Origin of the sequence: Mesorhizobium shangrilense (assembly GCF_028826155.1) — a bacterium.
Taxonomy (GTDB): domain Bacteria; phylum Pseudomonadota; class Alphaproteobacteria; order Rhizobiales; family Rhizobiaceae; genus Arvimicrobium; species Arvimicrobium flavum.
The window spans coordinates 12,303-36,919 of sequence record NZ_JAQGPN010000002.1; the positions used below are offsets into that span (position 1 = coordinate 12,303).

General features: G+C 62.4%; 27 protein-coding genes and 1 pseudogene. 14 read left to right on the plus strand and 14 right to left on the minus strand.

The genetic code is table 11. The features are described from left to right. The first annotated feature begins 2 nt into the window (after positions 1-2). The 5 genes from PD284_RS23340 (at position 3) to PD284_RS23360 (ending at position 6,697) form a co-directional block, all read left to right on the plus strand. Positions 3-839, plus strand: coding sequence for an ABC transporter permease (locus tag PD284_RS23340; protein WP_274630755.1), 837 nt, complete (start codon positions 3-5; stop codon positions 837-839). A gap of 614 nt (positions 840-1,453) precedes the next feature. Beyond that, positions 1,454-2,686, plus strand: coding sequence for an MFS transporter (locus PD284_RS23345; protein WP_274630756.1), 1,233 nt, complete (start codon positions 1,454-1,456; stop codon positions 2,684-2,686). 243 nt (positions 2,687-2,929) lie between these two features. Beyond that, positions 2,930-3,919: a D-cysteine desulfhydrase family protein gene (locus PD284_RS23350; protein ID WP_274630757.1), complete on the plus strand. Its 990-nt coding sequence runs from the start codon at positions 2,930-2,932 to the stop codon at positions 3,917-3,919. A 467-nt stretch (positions 3,920-4,386) separates the two neighbouring features. Then, positions 4,387-5,331, plus strand: coding sequence for a helix-turn-helix transcriptional regulator (locus tag PD284_RS23355; RefSeq protein WP_274630758.1), 945 nt, complete (start codon positions 4,387-4,389; stop codon positions 5,329-5,331). A gap of 193 nt (positions 5,332-5,524) precedes the next feature. Then, a complete protein-coding gene (locus tag PD284_RS23360) occupies positions 5,525-6,697 on the plus strand; it encodes an amidohydrolase (RefSeq protein WP_274630759.1) in 1,173 nt (390 codons plus the stop codon). A 44-nt stretch (positions 6,698-6,741) separates the two neighbouring features. Here PD284_RS23360 and PD284_RS23365 read toward each other — a convergent pair. The 5 genes and pseudogenes from PD284_RS23365 to PD284_RS23385 all read right to left on the minus strand — a co-directional run. Next, positions 6,742-6,997, minus strand: a pseudogene (locus PD284_RS23365) (hypothetical protein); the annotation flags it as partial. Continuing rightward, positions 6,937-7,251: a hypothetical protein gene (locus tag PD284_RS23370; RefSeq protein ID WP_274630760.1), complete on the minus strand. Its 315-nt coding sequence runs from the start codon at positions 7,249-7,251 to the stop codon at positions 6,937-6,939. The gene PD284_RS23370 and the pseudogene PD284_RS23365, both read right to left, overlap by 61 nt. 202 nt (positions 7,252-7,453) lie before the next feature. Continuing rightward, the gene (locus PD284_RS23375) at positions 7,454-7,885 is read right to left on the minus strand and encodes a hypothetical protein (RefSeq protein WP_274630761.1); all 432 of its coding nucleotides are present in this window, start codon (positions 7,883-7,885) and stop codon (positions 7,454-7,456) included. A gap of 60 nt (positions 7,886-7,945) precedes the next feature. After that, complete coding sequence (locus PD284_RS23380) at positions 7,946-9,442, minus strand: relaxase/mobilization nuclease domain-containing protein (RefSeq protein ID WP_274630762.1); 1,497 nt, start codon at positions 9,440-9,442, stop codon at positions 7,946-7,948. 79 nt (positions 9,443-9,521) lie between these two features. Then, positions 9,522-9,860 (minus strand): plasmid mobilization protein, encoded by a 339-nt coding sequence (locus PD284_RS23385; RefSeq protein WP_274630763.1) that lies wholly within the window; start codon positions 9,858-9,860, stop codon positions 9,522-9,524. A 249-nt stretch (positions 9,861-10,109) separates the two neighbouring features. On the opposite strand from PD284_RS23385, the gene PD284_RS23390 reads away from it, so the two are divergent. Genes PD284_RS23390 through PD284_RS23400 form a run of 3 tightly spaced genes read left to right on the plus strand, consistent with a single transcriptional unit; the run spans position 10,110 to position 12,902 of the window. After that, a complete protein-coding gene (locus tag PD284_RS23390; RefSeq protein WP_274630764.1) occupies positions 10,110-11,798 on the plus strand; it encodes a type IV secretory system conjugative DNA transfer family protein in 1,689 nt (562 codons plus the stop codon). Further along, the gene (locus tag PD284_RS23395) at positions 11,780-12,349 is read left to right on the plus strand and encodes a hypothetical protein (protein ID WP_274630765.1); all 570 of its coding nucleotides are present in this window, start codon (positions 11,780-11,782) and stop codon (positions 12,347-12,349) included. The genes PD284_RS23390 and PD284_RS23395 overlap by 19 nt, the downstream gene beginning before the upstream one ends. Then, positions 12,336-12,902, plus strand: coding sequence for a hypothetical protein (locus PD284_RS23400; protein ID WP_274630766.1), 567 nt, complete (start codon positions 12,336-12,338; stop codon positions 12,900-12,902). Before PD284_RS23395 ends, PD284_RS23400 begins: the two co-directional genes overlap by 14 nt. A gap of 44 nt (positions 12,903-12,946) precedes the next feature. On the opposite strand, the gene PD284_RS23405 is transcribed toward PD284_RS23400, so the two are convergent. From PD284_RS23405 to PD284_RS23430, 6 genes are all read right to left on the minus strand, one after another. Continuing rightward, positions 12,947-13,075 carry a hypothetical protein gene (locus tag PD284_RS23405; RefSeq protein ID WP_274630767.1) on the minus strand — a complete coding sequence of 43 codons (129 nt, stop codon included), beginning with the start codon at positions 13,073-13,075 and terminating at the stop codon, positions 12,947-12,949. A 483-nt stretch (positions 13,076-13,558) separates the two neighbouring features. Beyond that, complete coding sequence (locus PD284_RS23410; RefSeq protein WP_274630768.1) at positions 13,559-13,864, minus strand: DUF736 domain-containing protein; 306 nt, start codon at positions 13,862-13,864, stop codon at positions 13,559-13,561. 681 nt (positions 13,865-14,545) lie between these two features. Then, complete coding sequence (locus tag PD284_RS23415) at positions 14,546-14,839, minus strand: hypothetical protein (RefSeq protein WP_274630769.1); 294 nt, start codon at positions 14,837-14,839, stop codon at positions 14,546-14,548. A gap of 146 nt (positions 14,840-14,985) precedes the next feature. After that, the gene (locus PD284_RS23420; protein ID WP_274630770.1) at positions 14,986-15,240 is read right to left on the minus strand and encodes a hypothetical protein; all 255 of its coding nucleotides are present in this window, start codon (positions 15,238-15,240) and stop codon (positions 14,986-14,988) included. A 27-nt stretch (positions 15,241-15,267) separates the two neighbouring features. Next, positions 15,268-16,929 (minus strand): relaxase/mobilization nuclease domain-containing protein, encoded by a 1,662-nt coding sequence (locus tag PD284_RS23425; protein ID WP_274630771.1) that lies wholly within the window; start codon positions 16,927-16,929, stop codon positions 15,268-15,270. Beyond that, positions 16,926-17,450 (minus strand): plasmid mobilization protein, encoded by a 525-nt coding sequence (locus PD284_RS23430; protein WP_274630772.1) that lies wholly within the window; start codon positions 17,448-17,450, stop codon positions 16,926-16,928. The genes PD284_RS23425 and PD284_RS23430 overlap by 4 nt, the downstream gene beginning before the upstream one ends. 977 nt (positions 17,451-18,427) lie before the next feature. Between PD284_RS23430 and PD284_RS23435 the strand changes: the two genes are divergently transcribed. Continuing rightward, positions 18,428-19,858 carry a leucine-rich repeat domain-containing protein gene (locus PD284_RS23435; protein WP_274630773.1) on the plus strand — a complete coding sequence of 477 codons (1,431 nt, stop codon included), beginning with the start codon at positions 18,428-18,430 and terminating at the stop codon, positions 19,856-19,858. Positions 19,859-19,892: 34 nt separating this feature from the next. Then, complete coding sequence (locus PD284_RS23440) at positions 19,893-20,264, plus strand: hypothetical protein (RefSeq protein WP_274630774.1); 372 nt, start codon at positions 19,893-19,895, stop codon at positions 20,262-20,264. A 1-nt stretch (position 20,265) separates the two neighbouring features. On the opposite strand, the gene PD284_RS23445 is transcribed toward PD284_RS23440, so the two are convergent. Beyond that, the gene (locus tag PD284_RS23445; RefSeq protein WP_274630775.1) at positions 20,266-20,706 is read right to left on the minus strand and encodes a hypothetical protein; all 441 of its coding nucleotides are present in this window, start codon (positions 20,704-20,706) and stop codon (positions 20,266-20,268) included. 228 nt (positions 20,707-20,934) lie between these two features. On the opposite strand from PD284_RS23445, the gene PD284_RS23450 reads away from it, so the two are divergent. Further along, positions 20,935-21,219: a hypothetical protein gene (locus PD284_RS23450; RefSeq protein ID WP_274630776.1), complete on the plus strand. Its 285-nt coding sequence runs from the start codon at positions 20,935-20,937 to the stop codon at positions 21,217-21,219. Beyond that, the gene (locus tag PD284_RS23455; protein ID WP_274630777.1) at positions 21,216-21,557 is read left to right on the plus strand and encodes a hypothetical protein; all 342 of its coding nucleotides are present in this window, start codon (positions 21,216-21,218) and stop codon (positions 21,555-21,557) included. The genes PD284_RS23450 and PD284_RS23455 overlap by 4 nt, the downstream gene beginning before the upstream one ends. 149 nt (positions 21,558-21,706) lie before the next feature. On the opposite strand, the gene PD284_RS23460 is transcribed toward PD284_RS23455, so the two are convergent. Together PD284_RS23460 and PD284_RS23465 are read right to left on the minus strand one after the other, a co-directional pair. After that, complete coding sequence (locus PD284_RS23460; protein ID WP_274630778.1) at positions 21,707-22,312, minus strand: hypothetical protein; 606 nt, start codon at positions 22,310-22,312, stop codon at positions 21,707-21,709. Continuing rightward, entirely contained in the window at positions 22,309-22,809 is a 501-nt protein-coding gene (locus PD284_RS23465) for a hypothetical protein (RefSeq protein WP_274630779.1), read from the minus strand. Before PD284_RS23465 ends, PD284_RS23460 begins: the two co-directional genes overlap by 4 nt. A gap of 252 nt (positions 22,810-23,061) precedes the next feature. On the opposite strand from PD284_RS23465, the gene PD284_RS23470 reads away from it, so the two are divergent. Both PD284_RS23470 and PD284_RS23475 read left to right on the plus strand, forming a co-directional pair. Beyond that, positions 23,062-23,277 (plus strand): hypothetical protein, encoded by a 216-nt coding sequence (locus PD284_RS23470; protein WP_274630780.1) that lies wholly within the window; start codon positions 23,062-23,064, stop codon positions 23,275-23,277. Beyond that, entirely contained in the window at positions 23,270-24,580 is a 1,311-nt protein-coding gene (locus PD284_RS23475; protein WP_274630781.1) for an Lcl C-terminal domain-containing protein, read from the plus strand. The genes PD284_RS23470 and PD284_RS23475 overlap by 8 nt, the downstream gene beginning before the upstream one ends. Positions 24,581-24,617 lie beyond the last annotated feature (37 nt).

The window sequence follows — 24,617 nt, forward strand, 5'->3', positions numbered from 1 at the left end:
AAATGAACCAACTGTTCCTCGCCTTCTCCAGAAACCGCGCCGCACTATTCGGGTGCGGCATCGTAGCGCTCGTTGTCGTGACCGCGCTGCTTGCGCCGGTGATTTATCCCAGCGATCCCCTTCGCATCGTCACCCGGCCGGGCCTTTGGCCATTCACGGATCCGCGCTATCCGCTCGGAAGTGACGCGCTTGGCCGGGACATCGCTGCCGTCATGGCCTACGGGGCACAAAATGTACTCTTCATTTCGATGGGTGCGAGCCTGCTGGCGACGCTCATTGGTGTGGTGATAGGGGCAATTGCAGGCTACAATGGCGGTGTGGTCGATAAGGTGCTGATGCGCCTCACCGAGATTTTTCAGACCATCCCAAACTTGATCTTCTTAATTGTGATTGTCACTGTCCTGGGACCCAAGATGCACAACGTCCTAATCGGCATCGGTTTGGTGACGTGGACCGGCATTGCACGGCAAACACGCGGCCAGTTTCTTGCAATCAAAGCTCGCGACTTCGTTCAGGCAAGCCGGGCCGTCGGAATGTCCGATTTTGCAATTGCCACTCGGGAAATGTTGCCGAACGCCCTGCCGCCGGTGGTTATTCTCAGTTCGCTTCTGGTAGCCGGCGCCGTGTTGTTCGAAAGTGCGCTGTCATTTCTCGGTCTGACCGATCCAGATGTAGCAACCTGGGGGCGACTTATTGGCGAGGGGCGCTCACTCCTTCGAACATCGTGGTACGTCACGGCTATTCCCGGCATCGCCATATTCTTTACCGTCCTTGCCCTGAACCTGATTGGAGATGGGCTCAATGACGCGATGAACCCAAGGCTTCGCAAGCGCCAATAGCGTCCACGATCGAACAAACCAGGCGCACCAGGAGGTGCGCCTGCCCGGCTAACCTACGCTCTTCCCCTCAGCAAGTCGCCGACCGACAAAATAGTCGGTGAGACCCGCTGAGCAGCGAGTTTCATCAAGAGCACATTGGATCAACGCAGAGCCGGTTGAAGACGAGCAGCGCTACGGGTCATCTTTTTTCAGTGCTAGAGCGGCGGGCTTGTAGTCGGACGCATAGCCTGGGGCCGCGTGCCTACGATCGATCTCGATAGTTTGACGGTCCAAAAGGTGGATGGCGTAAGCCTCTAATGCCACACGCTCGTTTCGATAGGAATCGCTTGCGCATGACCGCATCTAGACAAGGAAACAGGACCGCTTAGTGACCGACTCGAGCGCGATTGCGTGCATGACTAGCAAACCGATCGCGAAGAGGGCCGCACGTGCGATCGCCTTTTTTTGCTCTCGGCCTAGCGCGAATCCTGCGCACTCGCGCGCCACCTGGATCGCCTCTTCCTGGAACAGCTTGCGCAGGTGTTGCTATTGGGTGCTTTGCGCACGAGGTACGCAGGGAAGTATTCGCCGTGCTGAAGTGCGGGCAACGGTGCGGTAGCCATTGGAGACACCAAATGAAGATAATTGGCTCGCGCCAGCTTGTAGGGCGTCTAACACTGTTTGCCGCACTTGCATCATTTTTTGCACTAAGCCAGGCGTTTCGCACGCTGCCGAGCATCATTTTGCCCGCGCTCGCCGACGAGTTTGACGCCAGCCCAGCCGCGCTGGCGAAAATCGGAATGATATTCCACATTTCATTCGCTTTGCTTCAGCTGCCCTGCGGGATTGCATTGGACCGCTTTGCACTGAGATCGGTATTCACGCTTGCTCTGACGATAGTCGTCCTGGGAGCGTTGGTTTCGGCATACGCAGGCTCTATTGAAGAGCTGTATGCCGGACAACTGTTGCTTGGGGCAGGGTGTGCGCCCGCATTGGTGGGCGCGATGGTGCAGATCGCCCGTACGGAGCCTCCACAGTCGTTCCCGTTCCTTATCGGTATGGTCATGAGCGTTGGCAGCGTTGGAATCCTAGCTACGTCGGCTCCCTTTGCGTGGCTCGTATCAGTCTGCTCATGGTCCGCGACATTCTTCGTTTTAGGTTCTGCCACCGTAGTGGTCCTCATCCTTTCCACGGCGATCTTACCGGCGTGCAATGCCAACCAACGGCCCAACGCATTGTCACAAGCAAAGGGGTCTCGTCGGCTTCTCCGTGAACCTGCGCTTTGGGGCCTCTTGACCGTTGCCTTTGTGAGCTATTCAAGTGTGCTGACGATCCGCGCGTTGTGGATAGTACCGCTTTTCAGAGATCGGTACGAGTTATCGCTTAACGCAACTGGTGGCATCGCGTTTGTGTTTTCCCTGGCAATCGCGTTTTCCCCCATGTTTATGGGCTGGATCGCCCGTCGTGGTGCAAACCTGAACGTGGCGGTCCTCACAGCTGGAATTGCGATCGCGGCATCAAGCGCCCTGCTTGGCGCTCAACTACCCCTTGGGATGGCCGCTGACATCGCATTGGTGTTGCTGCTGGGTCTGATGTCGGCAATCAACATTCAGATCTATTCCATTGCAAAAAGCACAACGATTCGCAGTGGCGAGGGTCGGCTGCTCTCCTTGGTGAACCTTGCTACCTTTGCCGGAATCGCCTTCGCGCAGTGGGGAAGCGGTGTGGTTGGTGACGCCGCGCTCTCGGCCGGGATGAACTACGCTAATGTGATCTGTCTTGCGATCGCCTCCTTTTGTCTAATCGGCGTGTCGATTTTTGCCTTTCTGCCAAAGCTCCGAAACGAGACCAACGGTCCCAAGAACTGAGCATTCCCGCAATCGTGTGTGTTTCTGCCATCGCCGATGCGGCCATGGCGTTGGTCCATTCGCGCACCAGCTGCCCCGAATGACTATTCGAGCCCAATTCGCCCATCTTCGAACCGCTCCTGACTACCTGACTGCCCCGTCTTGCGCGACACTGATGTGACAGCATAGATCGAGGTAAGCGCGTTGGAGCAGCATTTTAGGAACCGGTCGGAGCTTGGTTCGCTTGCATTTCCGCGGACCAGATTGGCTCATCTCCCCACGCCATTTGAGCGGCTCGATAGACTTCGCGATGCACTTGGACCGCACGCACCGGAGATATGGATCAAACGTGACGATTGCACTGGGCTTGCCACCGGAGGAAACAAGACGCGCAAGCTCGAATTCCTGATCGGACAAGCGCTCTCCGAAGGAGCCGATACGGTTATCACGGTTGGAGCGGTGCAATCGAATCATGTCCGACAGACAGCTGCAGCTGCTGCCCGGACAGGCCTCCGCTGCGAGGCAATACTGATGACGGCCGTGGCGCGAAACGATGTCGCCTATACAAGCTGCGGAAATATTCTTTTGGATCGCCTGTTCGGCGCCAACATTCACAGCGTCGAACCTGCCCAGGTGGACGTATTCGCCTCTGATCTTGTCGAGCGTCTGAAATCTGCGGGGCGTACTCCCTACCTCGTGCCATATGGTGGATCTTCGGCGATTGGCGCCTTGGGATATGTCGAGGCCTTTTGCGAGATAGCTTGCGAGAACAAGGGTAAGCCGGTTGCTGCAATCGTGCACGCATCGTCGTCTGGTGCCACGCAAGCTGGGCTTAGTGTCGGCGCTGAGCGCGAAGGCAGCGACACGCGCATCCTGGGCGTGAATGTCTTGAAGCCGCGCGTGCACGACCTGCACGAGGATGTAAGAAGGCAGGTCCGCGAGCTCGCACAAATCCTCTCGGTCAACGAGGATAGCGCTGCCAACCGGGTCGAGATGGTCGATGGATATCTCGGATCGGCATATGGCGAACCAACCCCGTTGATGGTGGAGGCCCTCACGCTTGCTGCGAGGACCGAGGGCTTGGTGCTTGATCCCGTCTATTCCGCTAAAGCGTTTGCAGGGCTGCTCGGCGAAGTCCGGCGTGGCCGCTTCGCGTCAGATGAAAAGGTCATCTTCCTGCATACCGGCGGTGCAGTTGCGCTGCACGCCTACCCGGACCTCTTTCCATCAACCGAATCCACCGCGTTCTCGTAAGAGTCAGGCGAGATGCCTGAAGGTATCGTGGCGCAGGCACGACTTTGCCTGGACAATGTAGAAGCGGTGTTGAAAGCACGAAACGCGTCTGTGGAAGAAGCTATCAAAGTGGTGCTGTTTCTCAACGATTATTGCGCACTTCGCCGCCGTCAACGAGAGTTATGCTCGTCGATTCCAGGAGCCCTATCCGGTGCGTACGCTAATCAGCTGGCCTGTTTGCCAAAGAGGGCCACTCATTGAGATCGAAGTAACGCGAGCCAATCATAGACCCGCTTTCTTGCGTGCGTCGTTCTAGGTGTGAAGCGGTCCCGTCCGTGCCGAGCGGCGTCAACAATGATCACCTGGAATTAAGCTGCACCTGCACCGCACGAGATCGCGACGCTTCCGAGTGACCGTCCTCGTGTTTTGTTTTGGCACTGTGACGGTTCTGCTAATCTGCTTTGATGGAACCGACCCGAAGCGTACCAGTGCTTATTGATCAATCTGAGTGCCTCGCGGCAGGTTCAGCGCGGCTTGGCGGTCGTGTCGAGTTTGATATCATGCACGCGCGGGATCTGGGCGCGGTATCGGTTCTCACGCTGGCCTATAGGTCCCCCCGGCCGCAGTTGCTTTCTTTCCAGCACCAGCCCGGATTGCATGTGCATTTTCGGTTGGCGGGTACCGGTCGTTACAGGGTAAACGGGTCGGACACCATAAACGGCGGTCGAACCCAGTTGCAGGTCTTTTACGCAAGAAACAGCTGGACAAAAGAGGTCTTCGAGCGCGGAGGCAGTAATTCGCTTTCCGTTCTGTTCAGTGTACCAGCAATACGCACGCAAGGTTTCCTTAAGGATCACGATCTCGGCCCCCTCGATACGCTGAGCAACGGGTTTGTCCATCTTCACCGCGCCCTGGGCCCGGAGCTTGCGCGCGAGCTGAGCCAGGCTACACAGATGTGCGATGACGGGGTCGATGGCCTGCTCAAACAAGCCCGGTTGCTGAAGGCATTGGCCGAGAGCTTCTCTGCGATACGCAGAATTGATGATGTCGTGGCCGGCACCTACCGCGTGCGGCGCGCCGACCGGGAGCGTATTGCTGACGTGAGGATATATTTAGAGCGCACGCTCGACGCAGATCATAAGGTGGAGCTTCTGGCACAGCGTGCCAACATGAGCGCAAGCCGCTTCAAAGGCGTCTTTCGTGCAGTGACCGGTCAGCCGGTGCGATCGTGGCTTCGGCAGCGCCGTATGGAGAAAGCGGCCGAACTTCTTGCCCAAAACGTAACCGTGGCCGAGGTTGCCACTGCGGTGGGCTACGCGCATTTCGGTCATTTTGCACGCGTGTTTCGTGACACTTATGGCCTAAATCCCGGCGACTACCGGTGCGGTACCAAAGGCACCGATGACGCTGGCTCACATAACTACGACCTTTAGAAAGCACATCCTTCTCCTTTAAGACCAAAGCGACGAATGTTGGTCCGTTTGTGACTTCGTGCTCGCGACAGTTTGGGGAACTCTGTGCCGTTCAACGAGACGGCAATTTGAGAGCGCTGCAACGACGCGGCGATGTTCCCGCAACGCGGCTGGACAAAGAACCAGCTGCGAGCAATTCAATCGGAGGCTAAGGATGCTTGAGGGAAACCTGCTGAACCGGGACGATCTGCTTGAGCTGACCGTTCTTCGACGTGACCTTCACAGGCATCCGGAACTTCTTTACGACCTGCCGCGCACGTCGGGAAAAGTAGCCGACGAACTGTCAGCGATCGGATGTGACGAGATTCGCCGCGAATTCGGTGAAACGGGCGTTGTCGCGACTATCCGGGGAAGTAAAGGCGGCGGTCGCATGATTGGTTTGAGGGCCGATATGGATGCGCTACCTATCTCCGAAACGACAGGAGCCGAATGGCAGTCGGAAAGGCAGGGACTCATGCACGCGTGCGGGCATGACGGACATACGTCAACCCTCCTTGGTGCTGCGAGGGTTCTAGCCCGACATCGCGACTTCGAGGGGACCGTGGTACTGATCTTTCAACCGGCAGAAGAGGGCGGCGCCGGTGCAAAACGAATGATCGACGACGGCTTTCTCGACGCATTTCCACTGAATGAAGTTTACGGGATGCACAATCTGCCGGGGCTGGACGTCGGCTCGTTCGCAATAACGGCAGGCCCAGCGATGGCTTCGATTGATTCGATTTCTGTAACCTTGAAAGGGCGAGGTGGACACGCAGCCTCTCCTCATCTTTGCGACGATGTGATCGTCGCGATGGGAGCCTTGGTTCAGGGCCTGCAAACGATCGTGGCACGGAGGAAGGAAGCGATCCGCCCGGCTCTTCTCTCGCTTACTAGCCTTAGCGGCGGGAACGCATTCAACGTGATGCCTGAGGCCGTCACGGTCGTTGGAACCAGTCGTTGCCTTGATGAGGGCGTTAGAGGGCTGATCGAGCAGCGGTTGCGCCTCATGGCTGAATCCGTCGCGGCTGCACATGAAATAGCGGCTGAGGTTGTCTACGAGCGGCTTTACCCTGTTACCGTGAACGAGCTTGCCTGCACGGCAAATGCCGTGAGGGCTGCAAGTGCGGTATCGGGGCAAGGACGGGTCAATGCGGAGCTACCGCCAACAATGGCGGGAGAAGATTTCGCCTTTTTTCTTCAGCATGTTCCTGGTGCCATGATCCGATCCGGAAATGGGCCGAGCAAACCCCTTCACAATCCCGGCTATGATTTCAACGACGCTGCACTAGAGCCTGGTATCGCCTTCTGGAACGCCCTAGTTGCAGATCGTCTGGGAGGAAATGCGTGAGCTGAGAAGTCGTTCTCCTTCAGAATCCAAACGACGCCGCCCACATCCGCGAAGCCGGTCCATTCATACAGTTCCCTCAACAGGGCCAGAACCTCGACCATCGGATACATATCGCTGATTTCGAGTTTAGTTCCTCGGCTGCAGCGGGAACCTCACGGGCGGCGGCGTGACAACGAAGGTACCGGCCTCGAGGCGAACACCTTCGAGCTTTCCGGACCGTGCTCTGTGCGCCAGGCGCTTCAGGTTGAAGCCGAGCATCTGGCGAGCGCCCGCGAGCCAGGCCGCGCCGTCTCCTTGAACCCGAACGGAGGGGCGAGTTGCCAGTCGATGGCGAGGTCGTCCTGGATGGCGGTGAGCAGCGGCGCATAGGCGGCGCTGTACTTCGGATCGCTTTTCGGCGCGTTCATCTGATGATTATAGCAGAGGTCGAAGATGTCTTCCGGCGTTTGCGCCCGGAACGCTTCGGTGGCGACGAAATACAGGAAGAACGGAAGTGTGATGAAAAAAAGGATCGTGAGGGTGCGGTCGGCTTCCTTCCAGATCTTTCGCCACATGTTTGCCCCCGACGTTTGTTGGTCCAGGCTGGCCTAGAATGCGGGGGATTTTGCCTGCCGTCTAGTAGCGGCGTTTGCTGGCGCTGACGACGCGTATCGTGTCTGCTTGCGAGAGCGACCGGTGCTGCGGTTCCGCATGGTGCATGATCTAGGCGAGGTCCCGCGTGTCGTAGCCTGGGCCGCAGATGGGGCAGGGCTCGAACTATTTGCTTTCGTCCAGCACCAGTGCATCCGGGGTGCCGATGATGTCGAGATCGCTTTTGATCATGACTGCTTGATCAGCGTGGCGATCCTGTGTCATCGGCGGAGGATGAGCGCGCCAAGGCTGTGTATTTTGAGCGGCGGGATTGGCAGGCGGAATAGGGCGGGCATGCACGACATTTTTCCCTTGCCCGAAATCACCTATTCGCTGGTCATCGATACGCTCGGCATACATCTGGCGCTTGGCTACGGCATTCACGCGTACTGTGAGACGCAGGACTGCAGGCACAATGCCAGGGTGAACCTCGTTCGCTTGGGGCGGCGGGTAGGTCGCGACTACGAGCTGAGCAGCGAGAATCTGAAGAGGCATCTGGCGTGCGCGGCATGTCGGCGGGCCGGGCGCGACGCGAACAATGTGAGCTTTCGGCTCCATCCCTGTACGCTGCCCTATAGCGATGTCGCCAGCCGCCGCTCCTTCCTTTGCCGGGGAGCGCTAGTCGTCGCGGCTTGGACCGCCACGGCCGAGGCCCTTGTCGCCGCGTTCGACTTTGAAGTCATCGGCAGTGTCGGGTTTCTGATTTGGGCTGTCGTCGTTCCTGGTCGTGCTCTGGCCCTTGTCGCGTTGGCCGTAGATGTTGGGATCATCGGTGGGCGGGACCTCCGGCGCGGGCTTGTTTTCGGGCTGGGCGGCGGGGTCTTTGTCGGCGGGTGATGGGGACTGGTCGGGGGTACGCTGGCGCTCGCCGATGCGGTCGAGGAAGCTGCGTTGCGGGTCGTTTTTCGGGGCGGCGTCCTTGGCGGCCTGTTCGAAGCCGGCGGAGACGTCTTTGCCCTTCGGACTGCGTTCGCCGATGCGGTCGAGAAAGTTGCGCTCCGGCTCCTTTTTCGGGACGACGCCCTTGGCCGCCTGATCGAATTCGAAAGCGGAACGGTCGTTGCCTTGGCGCGCGATGCGCGCCTGGCCGTCGCGCTGCTGTTGTTGGGTCCGCGTTTGCTCCTGTCGTGCGGCGAGCTGCCGATCGGCAAGCTCCTTGCGCGCTTGATCGTGCTGCGCGGCGAGCGGCTTGATCTTGGTCTCGGTCATCGCTTTCAACTTGACCGCGAGTTCGCGGCGTTCGCGGACCTCCTTGGCGGCGACCTGATCGCGCATGATGTTGCCGTCAGACAGCACCTGGAATGCCCGCGTGACCATCGCCGGACGCTCCTCGCCGGCCTGGCCCCACCGATCGATTTCGCGGTTGTTGAGCCAGTAGCGGAGCCGGCCGAACGGCGTCTGCTGCGCTTTCTCGAATGCGTCGCGTTCCTTCTTCTGCTGTTTGTAGAGATCGGTCCAGTCGGCGCGCTGCACCTCCTTTTGCGTCTTGCGTAGCGTTTCGATCTCGTCGCGGGCTTTGCGCTCGAGTTCGTCGCGCTCGCGCTTTTGTGCCTCGGTCAGATCCTGCTGCTGGCGGCGCCGCTGTTCTTCCGCGGCGCGCTCGCGCTGTTTCTGCCAGCGGCGGTAGGCGGCGGTGTCATCGCTGTCCTTGTCTTTCATGAAGCGCCCCCTGCGGCGTTCCTCGTTGTTGTCGACGCGGCGTTGGATGCGGATCAGGCCCTGTGCCTTTTCGTAGGCTTCGGCCCATTCAGACAACACCAGATGGTCTTTGGAAAGGGGGGCGGCGAGTCCGGTCGCCGGATGGACGCGGTTGGCGATGATGTGGATGTGCGGGTGCGGTGTGTCGTTGTGGGCGATCAGCACCGCCTCGTGGCTGGCGAGGCCGAGCTTGTGCATCGAAGCAAAGGCTGCCTCGAGCATTTCTTCCTTGGTCGGCGTCTCGTCCGGCGCCCAGGCGAGGCTGTAGGAGTAGACCGAGTTGACGAGCTTGCGGCCGGTGGCGACCGCGCCGGCGGCGCGCTTGATCTCGTCCTGGCGCAGGGCGGTATAGGCCATCCAGCCGAAGGCCTTGTCGGGATTGTCGGTCGGCAGATTGACGGTCATCGTGAACAGCACGCGGTCGCGCGTCTGGGCTCGTCTGTCGTGCAGGTAGTAGAGGCCGGCGCCTTTGAAGCTGCGGCCGCGTTTGGCGACTCTAGGGACCACCGAGATCGACCTCCCGCATGAGGATGTCCTCGACATAGGCGGCGATGCGGGCGAGCTCCGGCGGGATCTCGCCGGTGGCGTTGGCGACGTGCACGGCCTGGTTCAGGTTGATGCCGATCTTGCGGACTTGCTCGAGTGCGAGTGCGTCGAGCGCGCGCGATTTTTTCACGACAACACGGACACGCATGGAGCGGCGGCGGACGAGGTCGGTGACCGACAGGCCGGCGCGATCCGCGGCGGCGTGGATGCGGCGCATCTCGTCGAAGGTGAAGCGGACGTTGACCTGGTGGTCGCGGCGTTGGCGGTCGGGCATGGAAGGGCGAGCCATGGCGAGTGTGCTCCGATCCGGGGAATCCAAAGGGGGCGGGGCCCCCGTGGCGAGAGAGTTTTTGCTAGCAAAAACATATCTCGCTACCCGCTCCTGACGTCACGGGTAAGGTGCCTCCGTTCGGCGGTGGTTACAAGAGCCAAAGCAACGCGTATGATGAGAAATCCGTGAGCAAGGGGGGCTTCTTTGGCGCGTGGGGTTCCGACAGTTGTTGGCCGTTTCGTAGCGGGCTTTTTACTGGTCGGCCTGATGCGTAACGGCATTATTTTGCTTGTCGCCGGCGTCGTTGCAGCGGCATTCGGACTGGCGTTGCGCGGCCTGTTCGGTCCTTATTTTCCGACCGATGACACCATCTTCGTCGCCGACTGGTTTCCGTTTCTTGGCGACCGCAACAGTGTCTTCGGCGGCACCCCCGTATGGGTGGCGGTCGTCCTGGGCGTCCCGGGTTTTTGGCTGGTGTCGCGTCTGGTCGACTGGTCGGAGAGCGACGACTTCAAGATGATGATGGCCGAAAGCAGCAAGACGTCGCGGCTGTGGAGTCGGTCGGAAAAATTCGGCAAGGGCGGTTCGGCGGCGTTCGGCGGATTGCTCGACGAATGGGACGATCTCTATAAGCCGGGCGACGTGTTTCTGGGCCGGTCGATGTATGACCGCTCGCGGATTGGCAGCAGCGATCCGCGCGGCGTTCTGACCATCGCCTCGTCGCGTAGCGGCAAGGGGCGAAGCGCCATCATGCCCAATCTTCTGATGTGGCCGGGGTCGGCGTTGATCATCGATCCGAAGGGCACGAATGCTGCGGTCACCGCGTTGGCCAGAGGTCAAGGCGGAGGACGCCTGACGCACTGGCTGGGTCAGGACGTTCATGTCGTCGACCCGTTCGGCATCGTCAAAGACGTCGAAGGCGCGGGCTTCAATCCGCTTGCGGATATCGATATCGACAGCCTGACCGCCAACGAGGACATCGAGCTGCTTGCCGAGGCGCTGGTGGAGCCGGAGCGGGAGGGCGGCAGCAACACCAAGCATTTCGAGGAATCGGCGCGCATCATCATTGGCGGGGTGATCGCCTTCGTGCTCGAGACGTTCAACAATCCGACCTTGATGGATGTCCGGGCGGGTTTGGTGCAGCCCGATGACAGGCGTGCCGAGATGTTCAAGCGGATGATGGACAGCACCGCCGCGGGGGGTATGCCGCGCAATGCGGCGACGCTCGTGCGGTCGGCCGGCAATCAGGAGCTGGGTGGGATGATGACCACGGTCCTGCGTCATACCGCGTGGCTCGACGCGCCGGCTATGCGGCAGGTGCTGACGCGGTCGAGCTTTGTGATGGGTGACCTCAAGAAGCGGCCGACGTCGGTCTATCTGGTGTTGCCGCCCGAGATGCTGAAGATCCATGGCCGCTTTCTGCGCATGTTCGTCAACATGACCTTGAGCGCGGTGCCGCGGGGCGGCCGCAGCGAGACTCCGATCCTCATGCTGATGGACGAGTTCTATGCGCTCGGCCGTCTGGACTCGCTGGTCAAGGCGTCGGGGGCGCTTGCCGGTTACAATCTGCGGCTGTGGCCGATGCTGCAGAATATCAGCCAGCTGAAGGAGCTCTATCCGCAAAACTGGCAGAGCTTTTTCGCCAATGCCGGGGCGGTGCAGGTGTTCGGCGTCAACGACACCGAGACGGCCCGTGAGGTCGCCAGGATGCTTGGGCGCCGGGCGGTGGAGGAGGTGCGGGACGGCAAGACGTTCCGCACCATGGTCAACCTGATCGAGGAGGAGGAGCTGGGTGAGGCGCTGTCGATCGACGATGGCCGCCAGCTGATCTTGCGCTCGGGCAGGACGCCGCTGCTCCTGAAGAAGCTGAACTACGACCGGGCGTTCAAGCGCAGCGAGTACATGCCGGATCCGGACTACCGCGAGGAGGTCGGGTGGTGGGAGTATTGGAAATAGAGGTCGACGACGACGTCGCGGCCGAGCTCGAGGCGCTGTTCGCCGCGCATCCGGAGTGGAGCGAGGCTGAACGCTGGCGGGCGGTGTTGTGGGACGGCATCGACCGGCTGACGCGCGAGCCGCCTGAGTTGGATGATGACGATCGCATGCCGACCGAGGCGGAGGTGCGGGCCGCCGAAGCCGAGCGGCGCGCCGCACGCGAGCAGAAGCTGGGCGCTGACCTCGCGTGGGCGGTGGATGTGTTTTTGGGCCGTCGCCCGGGCGAGCGTCGAAAGCGTGAGCCGCGCTTTGTCGATATGCGTCTGGATGTGTCGGTGGCGGCCGACTTGGCCGTCGTCGCGGTCTGGCTCGAGAAGGCGCGCCGTCTGCGTTATGGCGCCGATCCGGAGGCTGTCGACGTGTCGATCGACATGAGCGAGCGCGATGATCTGCGGCTGGCGCGCCAGCATGTGCGCGACATCGTGCGCCGCAGTCTGACGGATCGCCTGGCGTGGCTGCACTGGGGTTGGCATCCGGGGTCGGGGAGGGAGAGCGACGATGCCCGTGTATAAGGTAGAGGTCGACGACGAGACCGCCGAGGCCGTGACTCAGTTGCGGGCCCGGAGCAATCGTGCCGGCGCGCGTGATTTCTGGCGGACGACGTTGCATGAGGGCCTCGATTTTGCGCTGGTGTTTCCGGAGGCGACGGTCGAGGAGGCCGCCCGAGACGCTGCACGATGGGCAGCGGAAGAGGCCGCCGGGGCGGCGGCGAAGGCCAGGCGCCGCGCGCAGGTCGAGCGGTTCCTGCCGCAGCTGAAAGCGTGGGCGGCGGCGATGCCGGAGCCGGCGGGCGACGCGCGTGTCGTCGCCAGCGTTCATCTGCGGTCGCACGAGGCGCGGCTGGCGGGATTTCTCGGCTGTGTCAGCGCGCTGCAGGCGCGCGGCTTACCGGTCGGACGGCTCGAAGTTGATCTTGGTAGCGCCGCCGACCGCCGCGCCGCGCGGGACTACGTCCGGCATCTTGTCGTGGATGAACTGCGCGGCGAGCAGGCGAAGCTGCGTGACGGCAGTCATTCCTTTCTTCAGCCCGGCGAATGGGAGGACGACGAGGAGCTGCCGTTCTGAGCGCAAAAAAAGAACGGCCCGGTTTGACCCGGGCCGTTCGGCGATCAGTCGTAGAGGGCTTCGTCAGGCAGCCCGTCGGCGGTGTCGATGCCGAACAGGCGCGTCAGCGCCGCATCGACGTCTGACCAGTAGGCCGGGTGTTCCGTGCCGGTGAAGCGTTCGTCGCAAGCCATGTCATTCTCCTTGGTTTTTGTTTTGAGACTGCGGCCATCGCAGCCTCCTTGCCGATTGTTTGCGGCAGGCCGATCCGGCCCGCAGCCGAAGGCCCGCAACGTCAGTGGAGGATGACCGACGGCGATTTTTTCCGTGGTGGTGCGGCGCGGCACGCGCCTGCCGGAAAAAATCGACGGGTCATTGCGGGATGGAGGAACGGAGGCCTTGGCCGGCCTGCCGCATGATCGGCAAGGGTGAAGGCGTCGATGGCGTGCAGGTTCAAGGAGAGGAAAAACCGGGGAGAATGGCGCGGTGACAGAGCGGACCGGCGCTGAGGCGGCATGGTGGTCGCGTTGTTCTGCGGCGACGGAAAGATTGTGCAGGTTTTCGGCAACATTGTTCCGGCTGTGCCGGCGCGTGCGTATGTCGGCGGAGAAGAGCGATGCGGAAAGCAAAAAAGAAACCGCCCCGCCGACAAGGCGGGGCGGTGGGTCAGCGGGATCTCACTTGGGCTGCGAGCGGCTCCAGATGAGATTGTGCTGGTCCTGCTCGTCTTCGACCAGGGTGGCGTAGATGGGAGCCGGGAGGCTCGGGTCGTCCAGCTTGACCGAGACGTAGGGGCGGTCCTGCTGCGAGGTGCGCTTCCAGGCGGCGCCGATTTCGACGTTGCCCGCGTAGACGCGGTAGTCGGGGCCGTTGGCGGTCGCCTCGATGGGGACGAACTTCGCCTTGGTGTTCAGCGCCAGGGTCTTGATCGCGCCGCTGAAAACGCCGTCTTCTGCCTTTGCGAAAGTGCCGATGTTAGCCATTGTCATTCTCCTTTGTTTGTTCAGGGACCGCGACCATCGCAGCCTCTATGGCGATCGGTTGCAGCAGGCCGCTCCGGCCCTCACTCGCCCGCAACGCAGTGGAGGATGACGAAGGGCGATTTTTTTTTGTGGTGAAGCGGCGCGGCACGCGCCTGCCAAAAAAAATCGAACCGTCATTGAGGGCCAAGGAGCGGAGGCCGCTTGCGGCCGGTCTGCGGCATGATCCGCCATAGTTTTGAGGCAGCGATGCTGTCGCTGGTGCCTGTTCATCGACAAACAAACGGGGAATGAGCGGTGGCTGTTCTGACATCGGGGGCAACGCGGCAAGGCAGTCGGCGGTGAAGGAATGTGGCGGGATGGTCCTGAGCGTCGTGCTGAACATAGGCGATGGGCGCGCGGTCGCGTGGCGGCGGTAATGGTATTCGATGTGCCGGACGGGGTCCGGGCAACGGCTTCGGAGCCGGTGAGAGAAAGGGCGCACTTTGCGGCAGGTCGCGACACCGCAACTGTCTTGGTCGAGCGCGAGGCGCAGGTCTTGCCTGCGTTCATCAGCCTCCGGTCGGGAGAGCAGGGGCGTGCCGATCAGGTCGGAGTGGGGTGTCGCACCAGCGATGACGTCGCCAAATGTCGTGCCGACAAGGCGGGGTGGTTTTGTGCGTGAGGCGCTTGATCTATGGGAGATCAGCGAGCGGGCGTTGGGTCGAGGCGCAGTGATGGCGGGAGATGGAAAGTTCTGCACATGGTGCCGGAAACCTCCTTGCCCTGCTCGGTTTTGGCGGTGAATTTGGTTCTCCACATGTCGCCGGCGTTGCAGCCGAACCAGGAATAGCCGCGGGGCTGGACGTCGGTGAGGCCATGCTGGGTGGCTGTGTCGATGGTGCCCTGTGGATCGACCCAGAGCGGATTCCAGACAGCGGCAACGATTCCGACCATGAGCCCGATGGAGACAAGATTAAATTTGGTTTTTACATCCATGAATCGCCTGCTTATTCTGCGCCTTTTCTATAACCATCCATACTCGCAATGTAATTCATTGACCCGATGCAACGCAAACTTTATGTGCGCTGCATGTTATCTTGTTGAAGTGGCCTAGTTTTTCCTGGGTGACGCGAACGGGTGTTCTATTTGTCGTTGTCGGTTTCCGCCTTCGGCTCGCGCAGCACGATGCGGCCGCCGCTGGCCGGCAGCAGTTCGAGGTCGAGCGTCATGCCCTTGCCGTCCTCGTGGCTGAAGGCCGCGCCGATCTTGGTCCAGTACGGCTTTTCGCGGTCGGGGACGTAGTAGGCAAGCAGCGCGGGCTGTTTCTTGGTTTTTGGCGCGGGCGCGGTCGTCGGTTTTTTGTCGGCGGCGGCGTCGGTTGTCTTCTTGCGTGGCATGGTCTGTCCTCTCTGGTTGTCGGTTGTTCAGCTGTTCGGTCGTTTCGTCGGGCGGCTGGGGTCTTGCGGGTCGGACGGCGGCGGCTCGACGGGCGCGGCGTCGCGGGGCATCGTCAGTTTGGCGTTGCGGATCAGGTCGACGGCGCTGTGGTGGGTCGCGCTGAGTTGCGGCGCGCGCGTGTCGCGGGCCGCGTTCGGGCTTTCCCGGCGGGTGACGATGTCGGTTGCGTTGACTGTGAAAGCCTGTCGTTTGTGGCCGCGGGTGTCGTGGTTGGATTTGACGGCCGGCGTGTGCTGGTCGGTGATGTCGTGGCCGTTCTGGCGGCAGTGACGATACCATTCGCGGGGGTTGAGCCGGTCGGGGTTGACGAGGTCGGTAATGTCGTCGGGCGTCATGTGCCCGGCCGCCAGGGCGGCGCGGTTGGCGACAGCCGCCATGCGCATGGCTCGGCTCATCGTCCGGAAGGCCTGGGCGCGGTCTTCGCGCTGCTCGAGTTTTCTGCGGTAGGCGTCGGTGATGTCGTCGCGGCAGGCGCGGAGTTCCTGCTGGCGGCGGAGCGCCTCGGCTTCCTCGCGCTGGCGGCGCAGGAGATCGAGGTCGGTCTGGCGTTCGTAGTAGCGGATGATGGCGGCAACGGCGGGAAGGCGTCGCAGCATGCGGCGTAAGGGTCGGTCGCGGAGCCGCATTAGGTGTTCGAATTCGGCCTTGTGCCTGGCCTTGAGGGCGAGCCGCTCCTCGATGTTCCGCAGCTCCTGTTTGAGGCGGGCGAGAAGCAGCATCAGGGCGTGTTTGCGACGGCGCTTGTCGGTTGCGGCGCGCAGTCGGGCGGCGTCGGTTTCGGCCTGCTGGTGGAGACGGGCAAGGCGGACGGCGGCGCGTTCCTTGAGGATGGCTTTGGCTTTCTGCACGTCGGGGACGCCGGCGAGGCTGGTCAGTTTGGCCTTGACGTCGCGGCTGCTGGCCCCGTCGATCTGGCGGGCCAGGCTGAAGATCTCGGCGTTGTCGTCGAGCACGACGAAGGCGCGCTTGTCGCCGATCGCCAGCGTGAAGCCGGCCGCCTCGAGCGCGGCGCGGAAGGCGTCGGCCGTGTCGGAGCCGCGGAACGCCTCGGTCAGGATCTGGCGGCGTTCCTTGACGGTCATGCCGGTCGCTTCCGACTGGATCTTTTCGGCGCGGGTGTAGTCCTGCCCGGGACGGGTGTGGCGGTCCGGATTCTTGGCCGCCCACGCCTGGAGGCCGAAGGGCAGGGGAACCTCGAGCTCGCGGAAGAACTGCACCGATAGGTCGGTCAGCTTGGCATGGTCGTGGCTCATGTGAACCGACTTGAGGCGGTCGCCGTCGGCATAGATGCGAGACCAGACGACATGGCAGTGCTCGCGGCCGTCCTTGACGTGGAAGATGACGGCACGCGGCTGCCCGGACAGCTTGAGCGTCTGCTCGATGCGCTCGATGGCGGCGAAATAGGCGGCCCGGTCGACGCGCACGGGCGGGTTGATCGACAGGCTGTAGAACGGCTCCTTGCAGCGGGTGCCGGCCGCCGTCGCTTCATATTCGGCGAACGCCCCGAACAGGTCGGCCGCGGTGGTGCCGCGCAGCTCGGCGATCGACACGTCTTCGTTGTCGACGCCGTTCATCAGATGGGCGGCAAGGTCGGTGGCGCCGGTGCGCTGTGAGCCTTTGAGGATCATGGCGAGGCCATCCGGTTGGGGCTGGGTGTGTCGGTTGACGCGGCCGGCATCGACGCGTCGGTTGGCGCGGTCGGTTCGGGCCAGGCCTCGGGCGGGTTGGCGGCCGGTTGCCAGATGGCGACGAGCGGTTCGGCAAGAACGACGGGCTGAGGCGCGGGCCGGACTGGCCGGGGGGTGCGGCCCATCGCCTGCAGGCAGAGGAAGCTCATGTCGGCGAGGTGATCGAGGGCGGCGGACAGGCGGGCATCGTCGGGATGCTTGGCGTCGGGGTGGGCTGCGATGAGGCGCAGCTGGTCAGCGACGGGGCCGAGGTCGCGGATCAGCCGGGCGACAAGCGTGGTGTCGGCCGCCGGCCGGCGGGTCGCCCGCGCCCTGGGTTCGTCGAGCAGCGCCATGCGGATCAGCGAGGCGACGGAGACGCCGGCCTGGTCGGCGTTGTCGCGCACCAGCGCGGCTTCCTCGTCGCTGAAGCGGGCCGAGAGCGAAATGCTGCGTTGCCGTGTGTCCGTGCCGCTCGTCATGTCCCCTCCTTGGTCGGGCGGTGGGTCTGGTGGCCCCTGCCACGCGCCAGTGCCATCTGTGCAAGAGGGCGGGAGCGCAGCAGGGGCCACCAGAAAGACAGAGAGATACGCGCGCGAAGGGCCAGGCAACGGGCGAAGGTTCAGGGGAGCGCCATCCCCTGACCAGGTATCCAAAGGGCTCGGAGGCCCTTGGCCCGCGTCCAGCCCGGGCAGGGCTGGTGCATGGGTCGGTCCAGATGGGAGAGGCAAATCTCCCGGCTCTGGTCGATGGGGTCCATGGGGAGCGCGAATGCTCCCCTGGTCCGGTGCAGCGGGATACGCTGCCGGCGCCTGCCCCTGCCCTCGACGGGCTGGGCGGGGCGCCCTGCGGGGATGCAACGGGGCCGGCTACGGAGGCCCCTTGCCAAGATGGCGCGGCGAGTCCGCGCACATCTTGAAACCCCCCCTATCGTGAAACTAGCACGCAGAGGTTAGAAAAAGATGAACCTACGGTTGCGGCGGGCATAAGCCTTTCAACCGAATATGGAAAGTTCCAACAGGCCAGAACAGGGCGCAGGTCAAGAGACGCCGGTCGGAGCCGGACTCCTGCCCTTGAAGGGGGAGCTAAGGGAAGAAATGGGGGAAGGCATGCCGGGGTGTGTCGGGGCAATTCTGCTGGTGGAGGGGCGGCGTTCGGGCATGATGTGGGGAAGGGGAAAGGGAGGGCGGATGGAGAAGGATCGGGAGAAGACAAGGACAGGGGAGAAAGGCGCCGAGGATCTGGAAGATCCTCGGGTGAACGAGGTCGGGTTGTGGGCCTTGGCGGGCCTGGCCTGTGTCGACGAAGGCGGTCGGTTGGTGACGTGCTGGGCTGTCAGCCGCGCGACCGTTCATTGATCCGGGCGCGACTGATAGAATAAAAGTTTGCTGTCTTTCCGTAATACTTGTATCTTGCGGGTGCCGGACTTGCCGACATTGCGGCCTGGCAGAAATATTGCGTGGGTTACAACGTATTTGATGACGGTTCTATAAGATCTTTTCTTCTGCAATGTTGTGACGGCGATGCCGCCCTGACGGAGCTGCTCGTCACTTGTCTGGAGCGCCCGTTGCGCAAGGGGCCTGACGGGCTGGTTCCGTTGAGGTCATTGCCCGTCGATGCGCCGACCTGGCTGGTCGAGCAGTTGAAGGCCGGGGTGGGGGTGCATCGTTTTCGTCCCGACGCCAGGCTGGCGGACCGGGTTGGCCGTGTTGCGTGCTGGATCATGACGGCGATGGCTCACGACGAGGCGTGGCTGCGCGATGTGGATGCGCAGGGCCGGCCGAGGAAGCTCCTGAAGATCGGGTCGCTGGCGCAGGCCGAAGCGGAGGCGGATAAGGCCATGCGGCGGTTTGCCTTCAACGCGGCGGCCGCGCCTTATGTTGACGGCGAGGGCGAGGCGACGGTGCAGACCTTTGCGAATGGCTACCGGATCGTCCAGCTGCTGACGCCGGCGGCGCTTGATCGTGAGAGCGCTGCGATGGGCAGTTGTGCTGGTGGGGGCGGCTATGATCGAGGCGTGGAAACGCAATACAAGCTCATCTATTCGCTGCGTGACGCCAAGGGCCTGTCGCATGTGACGCTGGAGGTGGATCCGGCGGAGAACAGCCTGGTGCAGTGTCTGGGCAAGCAGAACGTGGCGCCAGTTGCCCGGTATCTGCCGATGGTGCGGAGCTTTGTTAGACAGTGGCAGTTGCAGGTGACGGCGGCGGCGGCGCGGTGCGGGTTTGTCCAGGACGCGCTGACTCACGAACTGCATTCGCTATCGGCGTTGCCGCGGGGGTTGCATGTCGGGAAAGGCGGGCTCTGGTTGCATGACACGAAGATCGACGCGCTGCCCGAGGATCTGCGGGTGGACGGCAATTTGTATCTGGGCGGATCGGCGATTAAGCGGCTGCCGCGGGGGCTGATCGTCAGCGGCGGTATTGATCTGAGACGGAGTGCGGTCCGCGAGCTGCCGGCGCATTTGTCGGCGGAATGGTTGAGTCTGGAGGGAACGGCGATCGCTGCGTTGCCGCGCGGGCTGAGGATCGGCGGGGCGGCGGATTTGAGGGGGACGGAGATCACGGCTTTGCCGGATGACCTGCAGGTCGGCGGCGATCTGAATCTGTGGGGGACCGATGTCGCGGCGCTGCCCGAAGGGCTGCGCGTCGGCGGTCGGTTGGTTCTGGCTTGCACCAAGGTGATGAAGCTGCCGAGCGGCTTGTCGGCGCGGTCGCTGGATCTCCGGGGAACGCAGATTAGGGAGTTGCCGGACGACCTGAAGGTTTTGGGCGGGATCAGGCTGCCGAATGGCGAGGAAGGCGGGACGGTTGAGATGGCGCGGGCGGCGTTGGCGGCGCCCGCGACGTCTGGGGCGCGGCCTGGATTGCTGCGGCCGCGGGTGGGTTAGTTTTATCAATAGAGGAGTGACGCAGGAGGGCGTGATGGGACAAAGGCTGAACTATGAGGGGATTGTGAATGTAGGTGCCGTGACGTGGCTGGCAGTGACTTTTGCGACGCTGGCGAGCGCCGGGATCGGGGTGATGAATCATGCCAAGCAGCAATGGGTCGATGCGGTCAAGGCGACGATCGATGCGCCGGTGGTGGGCCGCGGTCAGAGCGAGCTGCGCATGGGCCCGTTGAAATACTTGTTCGATTTCGAGTCGGGCGTCGTCTTCATCGAAAACGGCGGTCACCAGGCCACGGTCGGGATGGACGATTTCGACAATCAGACGCTGCTCGAGGCGGTCAGGCAGCGCGGTTGTGCGGCGCCGGCGGCGGGTGCGCGGGCACTGGATCAGCTCGTGTGCGAGTGAGCTAGCAGGGGCTGAAGCGGCTGAGCACCATGTTGAGTGCCGGGGTCACGTCGAGGGCGCGGCCGACGGTGTCTTCGACCCAGTCATGCGCGGCGGGATGCACGTCGTGGGCGGCGGCAAGCGTGTGCTTCATCATCGCCAGGTTCTGGACTTCGGGACTGTCGGTGCGCTGCCGGATTTCAGGTGCGCCGAGGTCGAGTAGGTTGTTGGTGGCATAGACGAGTTTGGCCCCGTCGAGATCCGGCTCCTGGAGCCGGGTCAGGAATTCGTTGACCAGGCGCTGTGTGTCGGGGTGCTTGTCGAGTAGGTCGAGCGCCGCCTGTTCCATATGATCGCGCGCGTCGGCGATTTGTGTCGGGTCGAATGGGATGTTGCGATTGCGCAGTTCCTGCAGGCGCTCGTTGTTTATCTTGTCGGCGCAACTCGGCGTGTTCTCGGTCATGCAATCCCCCCTGATGATCGTCAGTTATACTTGCATTGTACCGGACGTGATTTAAGCAACGCTTAAGTTTATTTTCGGCGTACACTTTATTAACAGCCTACATTTTCCCTGCTTTATGCGTTTTGCAATTATCGTTCATTGCATTATGCAGATCAGACTTTGCTAATATTAGGTAATACCGCCGTAATATATTCTTGCTATAGTTGCAATGTTACAGAAAGGATTTTCATGTCGGGGAATGTTGCAGCGGAGAATGGGGCTAGCGCCCTGAGCGGGGAGTTTGCGCGGGGCGGTCTGCCGCAGGTGGATGGATTGAGCGACGAGCAGTTGCGCGAGCTGGCGGATGAGTGCGCAGCGCTGTTGAGCCAGCGTGACAAGGTACGCAAGCGCGAGGCGCTGGAGCAGATCCGGGCGCTGGCGCGGGCGCATCAGCTGGAGATCGAGGTAAAGCCGCCGGGGCGGGTGAGACGCAAGGGCGGTGACGAGGCAGACGCCGGCAGGGGGGCCGGATGAAACGGCGGCGGAGCTATCCGGCCAAGGCGCCGCGGCCGACGGATGCCGACGGGGCTGCGCCGATCGTGCGCAAGTTCATGATCGACCTGTTCGATCGCGAGGACGGTCGCGCTGCCGACTGGGGGCTGCTGGCCGAGACGGTGTTTCGGGTCGGTTTCGAAATGGCCGACGAGGTGGCCGGGTCGGAGCGGGCGACGGCGCTGATGCGGGTGGTGCACGACCACGCCTATAACCGGTTGGTGGGCAATGAGAGCGAGGCGGGCGGCGCTAGCCGGGGACCGGCGCAGTCGCCGCCGCCGGGACGCAGCCCGGCGACGGCGCCGCAGCTGAAGCCGTAGTCAGGGCGCTGGCCGGGGGGTGGTCGGCTTCGGGGGCTTCGGCCCCTTTTCGGCTTCATCGAGAGAGGCGATGGCCTGGTCGAGGAGTTTCTTGATTTCGGCAATTCGCGGATCGTGGGGGAAGAGCCTGTCGAAAACAGCCTTGAGGATCATGGCGCGGGCCCGGGTGGCGCGGGTTTGCCTTTTCCGATCGTGGCCCAGTTCGGAGCCGGCGCGCCATATTGGTAGTAATGTTCATCGGTCTCGCCGGTGGCTGGGTTTTGGTGGATGATGGCCGGGCCGCCGTCGCGGTGGACGCGGTCGTTCTGGTACCAGACCATGCGCGAGACGCTGCCGAGCGCTGGCTCGTGAACGGTGAAGGCCGGTCCGCCGTCGCGGTGAATCTGGCCGTGACGGAGCCATAGCTCAGAAAGGGTTCGCCCGGCTGCGTCGCGCAAGGTGTGAGCAGGACCGTCGTCGCGGTGGAGCCGGTCGTTCTTGTACCAGCGTTCGTCGATGATCGCCTCTGTGCTGGGGTTCCACTGTATGATGGCGGGGCCGTCGGCGCGGTGACGTTGGCCGCGGCGATACCATTCCACGGTGAGAGGGAGGGAGCCCTTTTTGGGGGCGTGCCAAGTGATTTTGGCCGGTGCGTCGTCGCGGTGCAATCGGCCGGCTTTTGTCCATGTGTCGTAAATCATCCCCGTTTCGGGATCCTTGACGGTCGTGCGCCATTGCGGGCACAGGCTTTCGAATATGGCGATGAGCAGGCTCATGGCGCAGGTCCGTTGATAGCGGGCGGTTTCGACGGGCTGTTGGTGACCTTGTCGAGATGGCCGCGCGTGAACCACTGCTCCGACAGGAGCTCGCCGTCGGATCGGGTCAGGATCTTGGCCGGAGCGTCCTTGCGGTGAAACTGGCCGGCCTCGGCCCAAGCTTGATAGGTGGTGGTGCCGTTGGGATCGCGGACGATCGCGGCGGGGCCGCCGTCGGTGCGGTGCAGGACGCCGTTGGCGTACCAGCCTTCGGTGGTGACGACGCCGGTGGTCGCGTCGCGCAGGAGGAAGGCGGGAGCGCCTTCGCGATGGCGATCCCCATGGCGATACCAGCTCTCATAGAGAACGACGCCGTTGCGGTCATGTTCGATGTAGGCGGGACCGTCTTCGCGATGGTACTGGCCGGCTTGCGTCCAGATTTCGCGGGTGACGCCGGTGGCCGCGTCGGTGTTTTTGCTGTGGACCTTCCGGAGGAAGATGTCTGCCGGGCTTTTCATGTCCGCTCCCTAAGTCGTCGTATGTATATCTACGCGGATATTATCGAAAATAGGGCTGTTTTCGCAAGGTTTTCGTATTTCTCGTTGTAATTACTGGAATATTCGCCGCTTTTCGAGGTAAGATGATCATAGGGGGTTTATGCTTTAGAATGTTTTTGAGGGGTATTGCGCATGCGTCGTTTGTTTCTTTTCGGGTTACTGGGCATCTGTTTGACTCTGCCGCGGGCCGGGTGGGGGGAGGGTGCTGCTGGCATGGCTGCTGATGGCGGCAAGCCGGGGAGCGTCGAGATCGTCGAAGACCAGGAGGCGAAGGCGTTCCGGTTCATGATCGACGGGCGCGAGGTCGCGCGCATTGACGCGATCGGTCTGCAGGTGCGGGATAGTATTGGCTACGGCGGGGCGATTACCGATGTCGGCCCGGGCCGGCTGGATCCGGCTGCCGACGGTGCGGAGAGCCACCATGAGTAATGTGCGTGGCTTTCTCGCAGTGGCGGTGTCGATTATCGCGTTGGTGGCGGCGCTGCCGGCGGCGGGGCAGGAAACGCTGCCTGGCGACGCCTGCGTCGCCGGACAGCTCGACCATATCCGGCTCAGCGGCGGTCCCGAAACCTCCGGCGTCGCCGACATCCTTCGCTGCAACGGCGCCACCTGGCAGTCGCAAATCCGCTTCATGTCCACCGGATCGGTCGGCGTCGGCAACCTCGCCCCGACAGCCGCGTTCGACGTAACCAAGGGCTTTGCGGCCGGCTCGACCGGCTGGGGCGAAAACGCCCAGTTCCTGGCCTACAGCACGGGCAACTCGGCCAGCTATCTCGGCGTCTCCGCGCTGACGGCGACGGCCAACGCCGGCGCCACCGGCGCCGCGCACGAGGCCTACGGCATTAGCGCCAACGTGCGGACCGGCAACGACGCCACCGCGCAAAAGGCGTTCGGCGTTACGTCCCAGCTGCGTCTGTTCAACACCGACACCGGCTACGGCGTCGTCGTCGACGACGACAACGCCTCCGCCGCGGGCGGCACCGCATACGGTGTCTACATCAACCTCGACGACGCCGATCTGACGCGCTACGGCATCTACCAGATCTCGGCCAATCCGAACTACTTCGCCGGGACTGTCGGCGTCGGAACGCCCAGCCCGCAGGCCCCGCTGCATGTCGCCGGCGAGGCCATCATCGGCAAAGGGACGCTTGCCTGCGGCGCCGCCCAGGATGGCGCGCTGCGCTTCACCTCCTCGACCGATGCCTGGGAATTCTGCAATGGGTCAGCGTGGGTCCCTTTTGAGCAAAATCTCTCCGGTCCGCCCGGCTGCGTCAGTATCGGCGACCTCTGCGCCGACGGCACAGTCTTCGCCGGCTGGCACCCGATTACCCATGAAAATTTATTCATCGCAACGACGGATCAGGGCACGACCAGCCAATGGAAGACGACGGTCGGCGCGAACGACATTGCAACGGATTCCGTCGATGACGGGCGAGCCAACACCAATCAGGTGGCGAACAGCACGACCTTTCCGGCTTTTAAACTGTGCAAGGATTTAGCAACGGGCGGGCATAGCGATTGGTATCTGCCCTCGCGAGTGGAAGCATATTATCTTTGGTCTGTTCGGGACACGATCGACGCAGCAGGGAATATCACCGATTTCCAGAACGCTTATTATTGGTCTTCGAGTGAGCAAAATAATAACCTTGTGTGGACCCAGCAATTTTCCGGCGGCAATCAGGACGTCAATAGTAAGACCAACGCGTACAGGGTGAGGTGTGTCAGGCGATGAACAACCCGCCAATACCTAACGATCAAATGCAGGCATA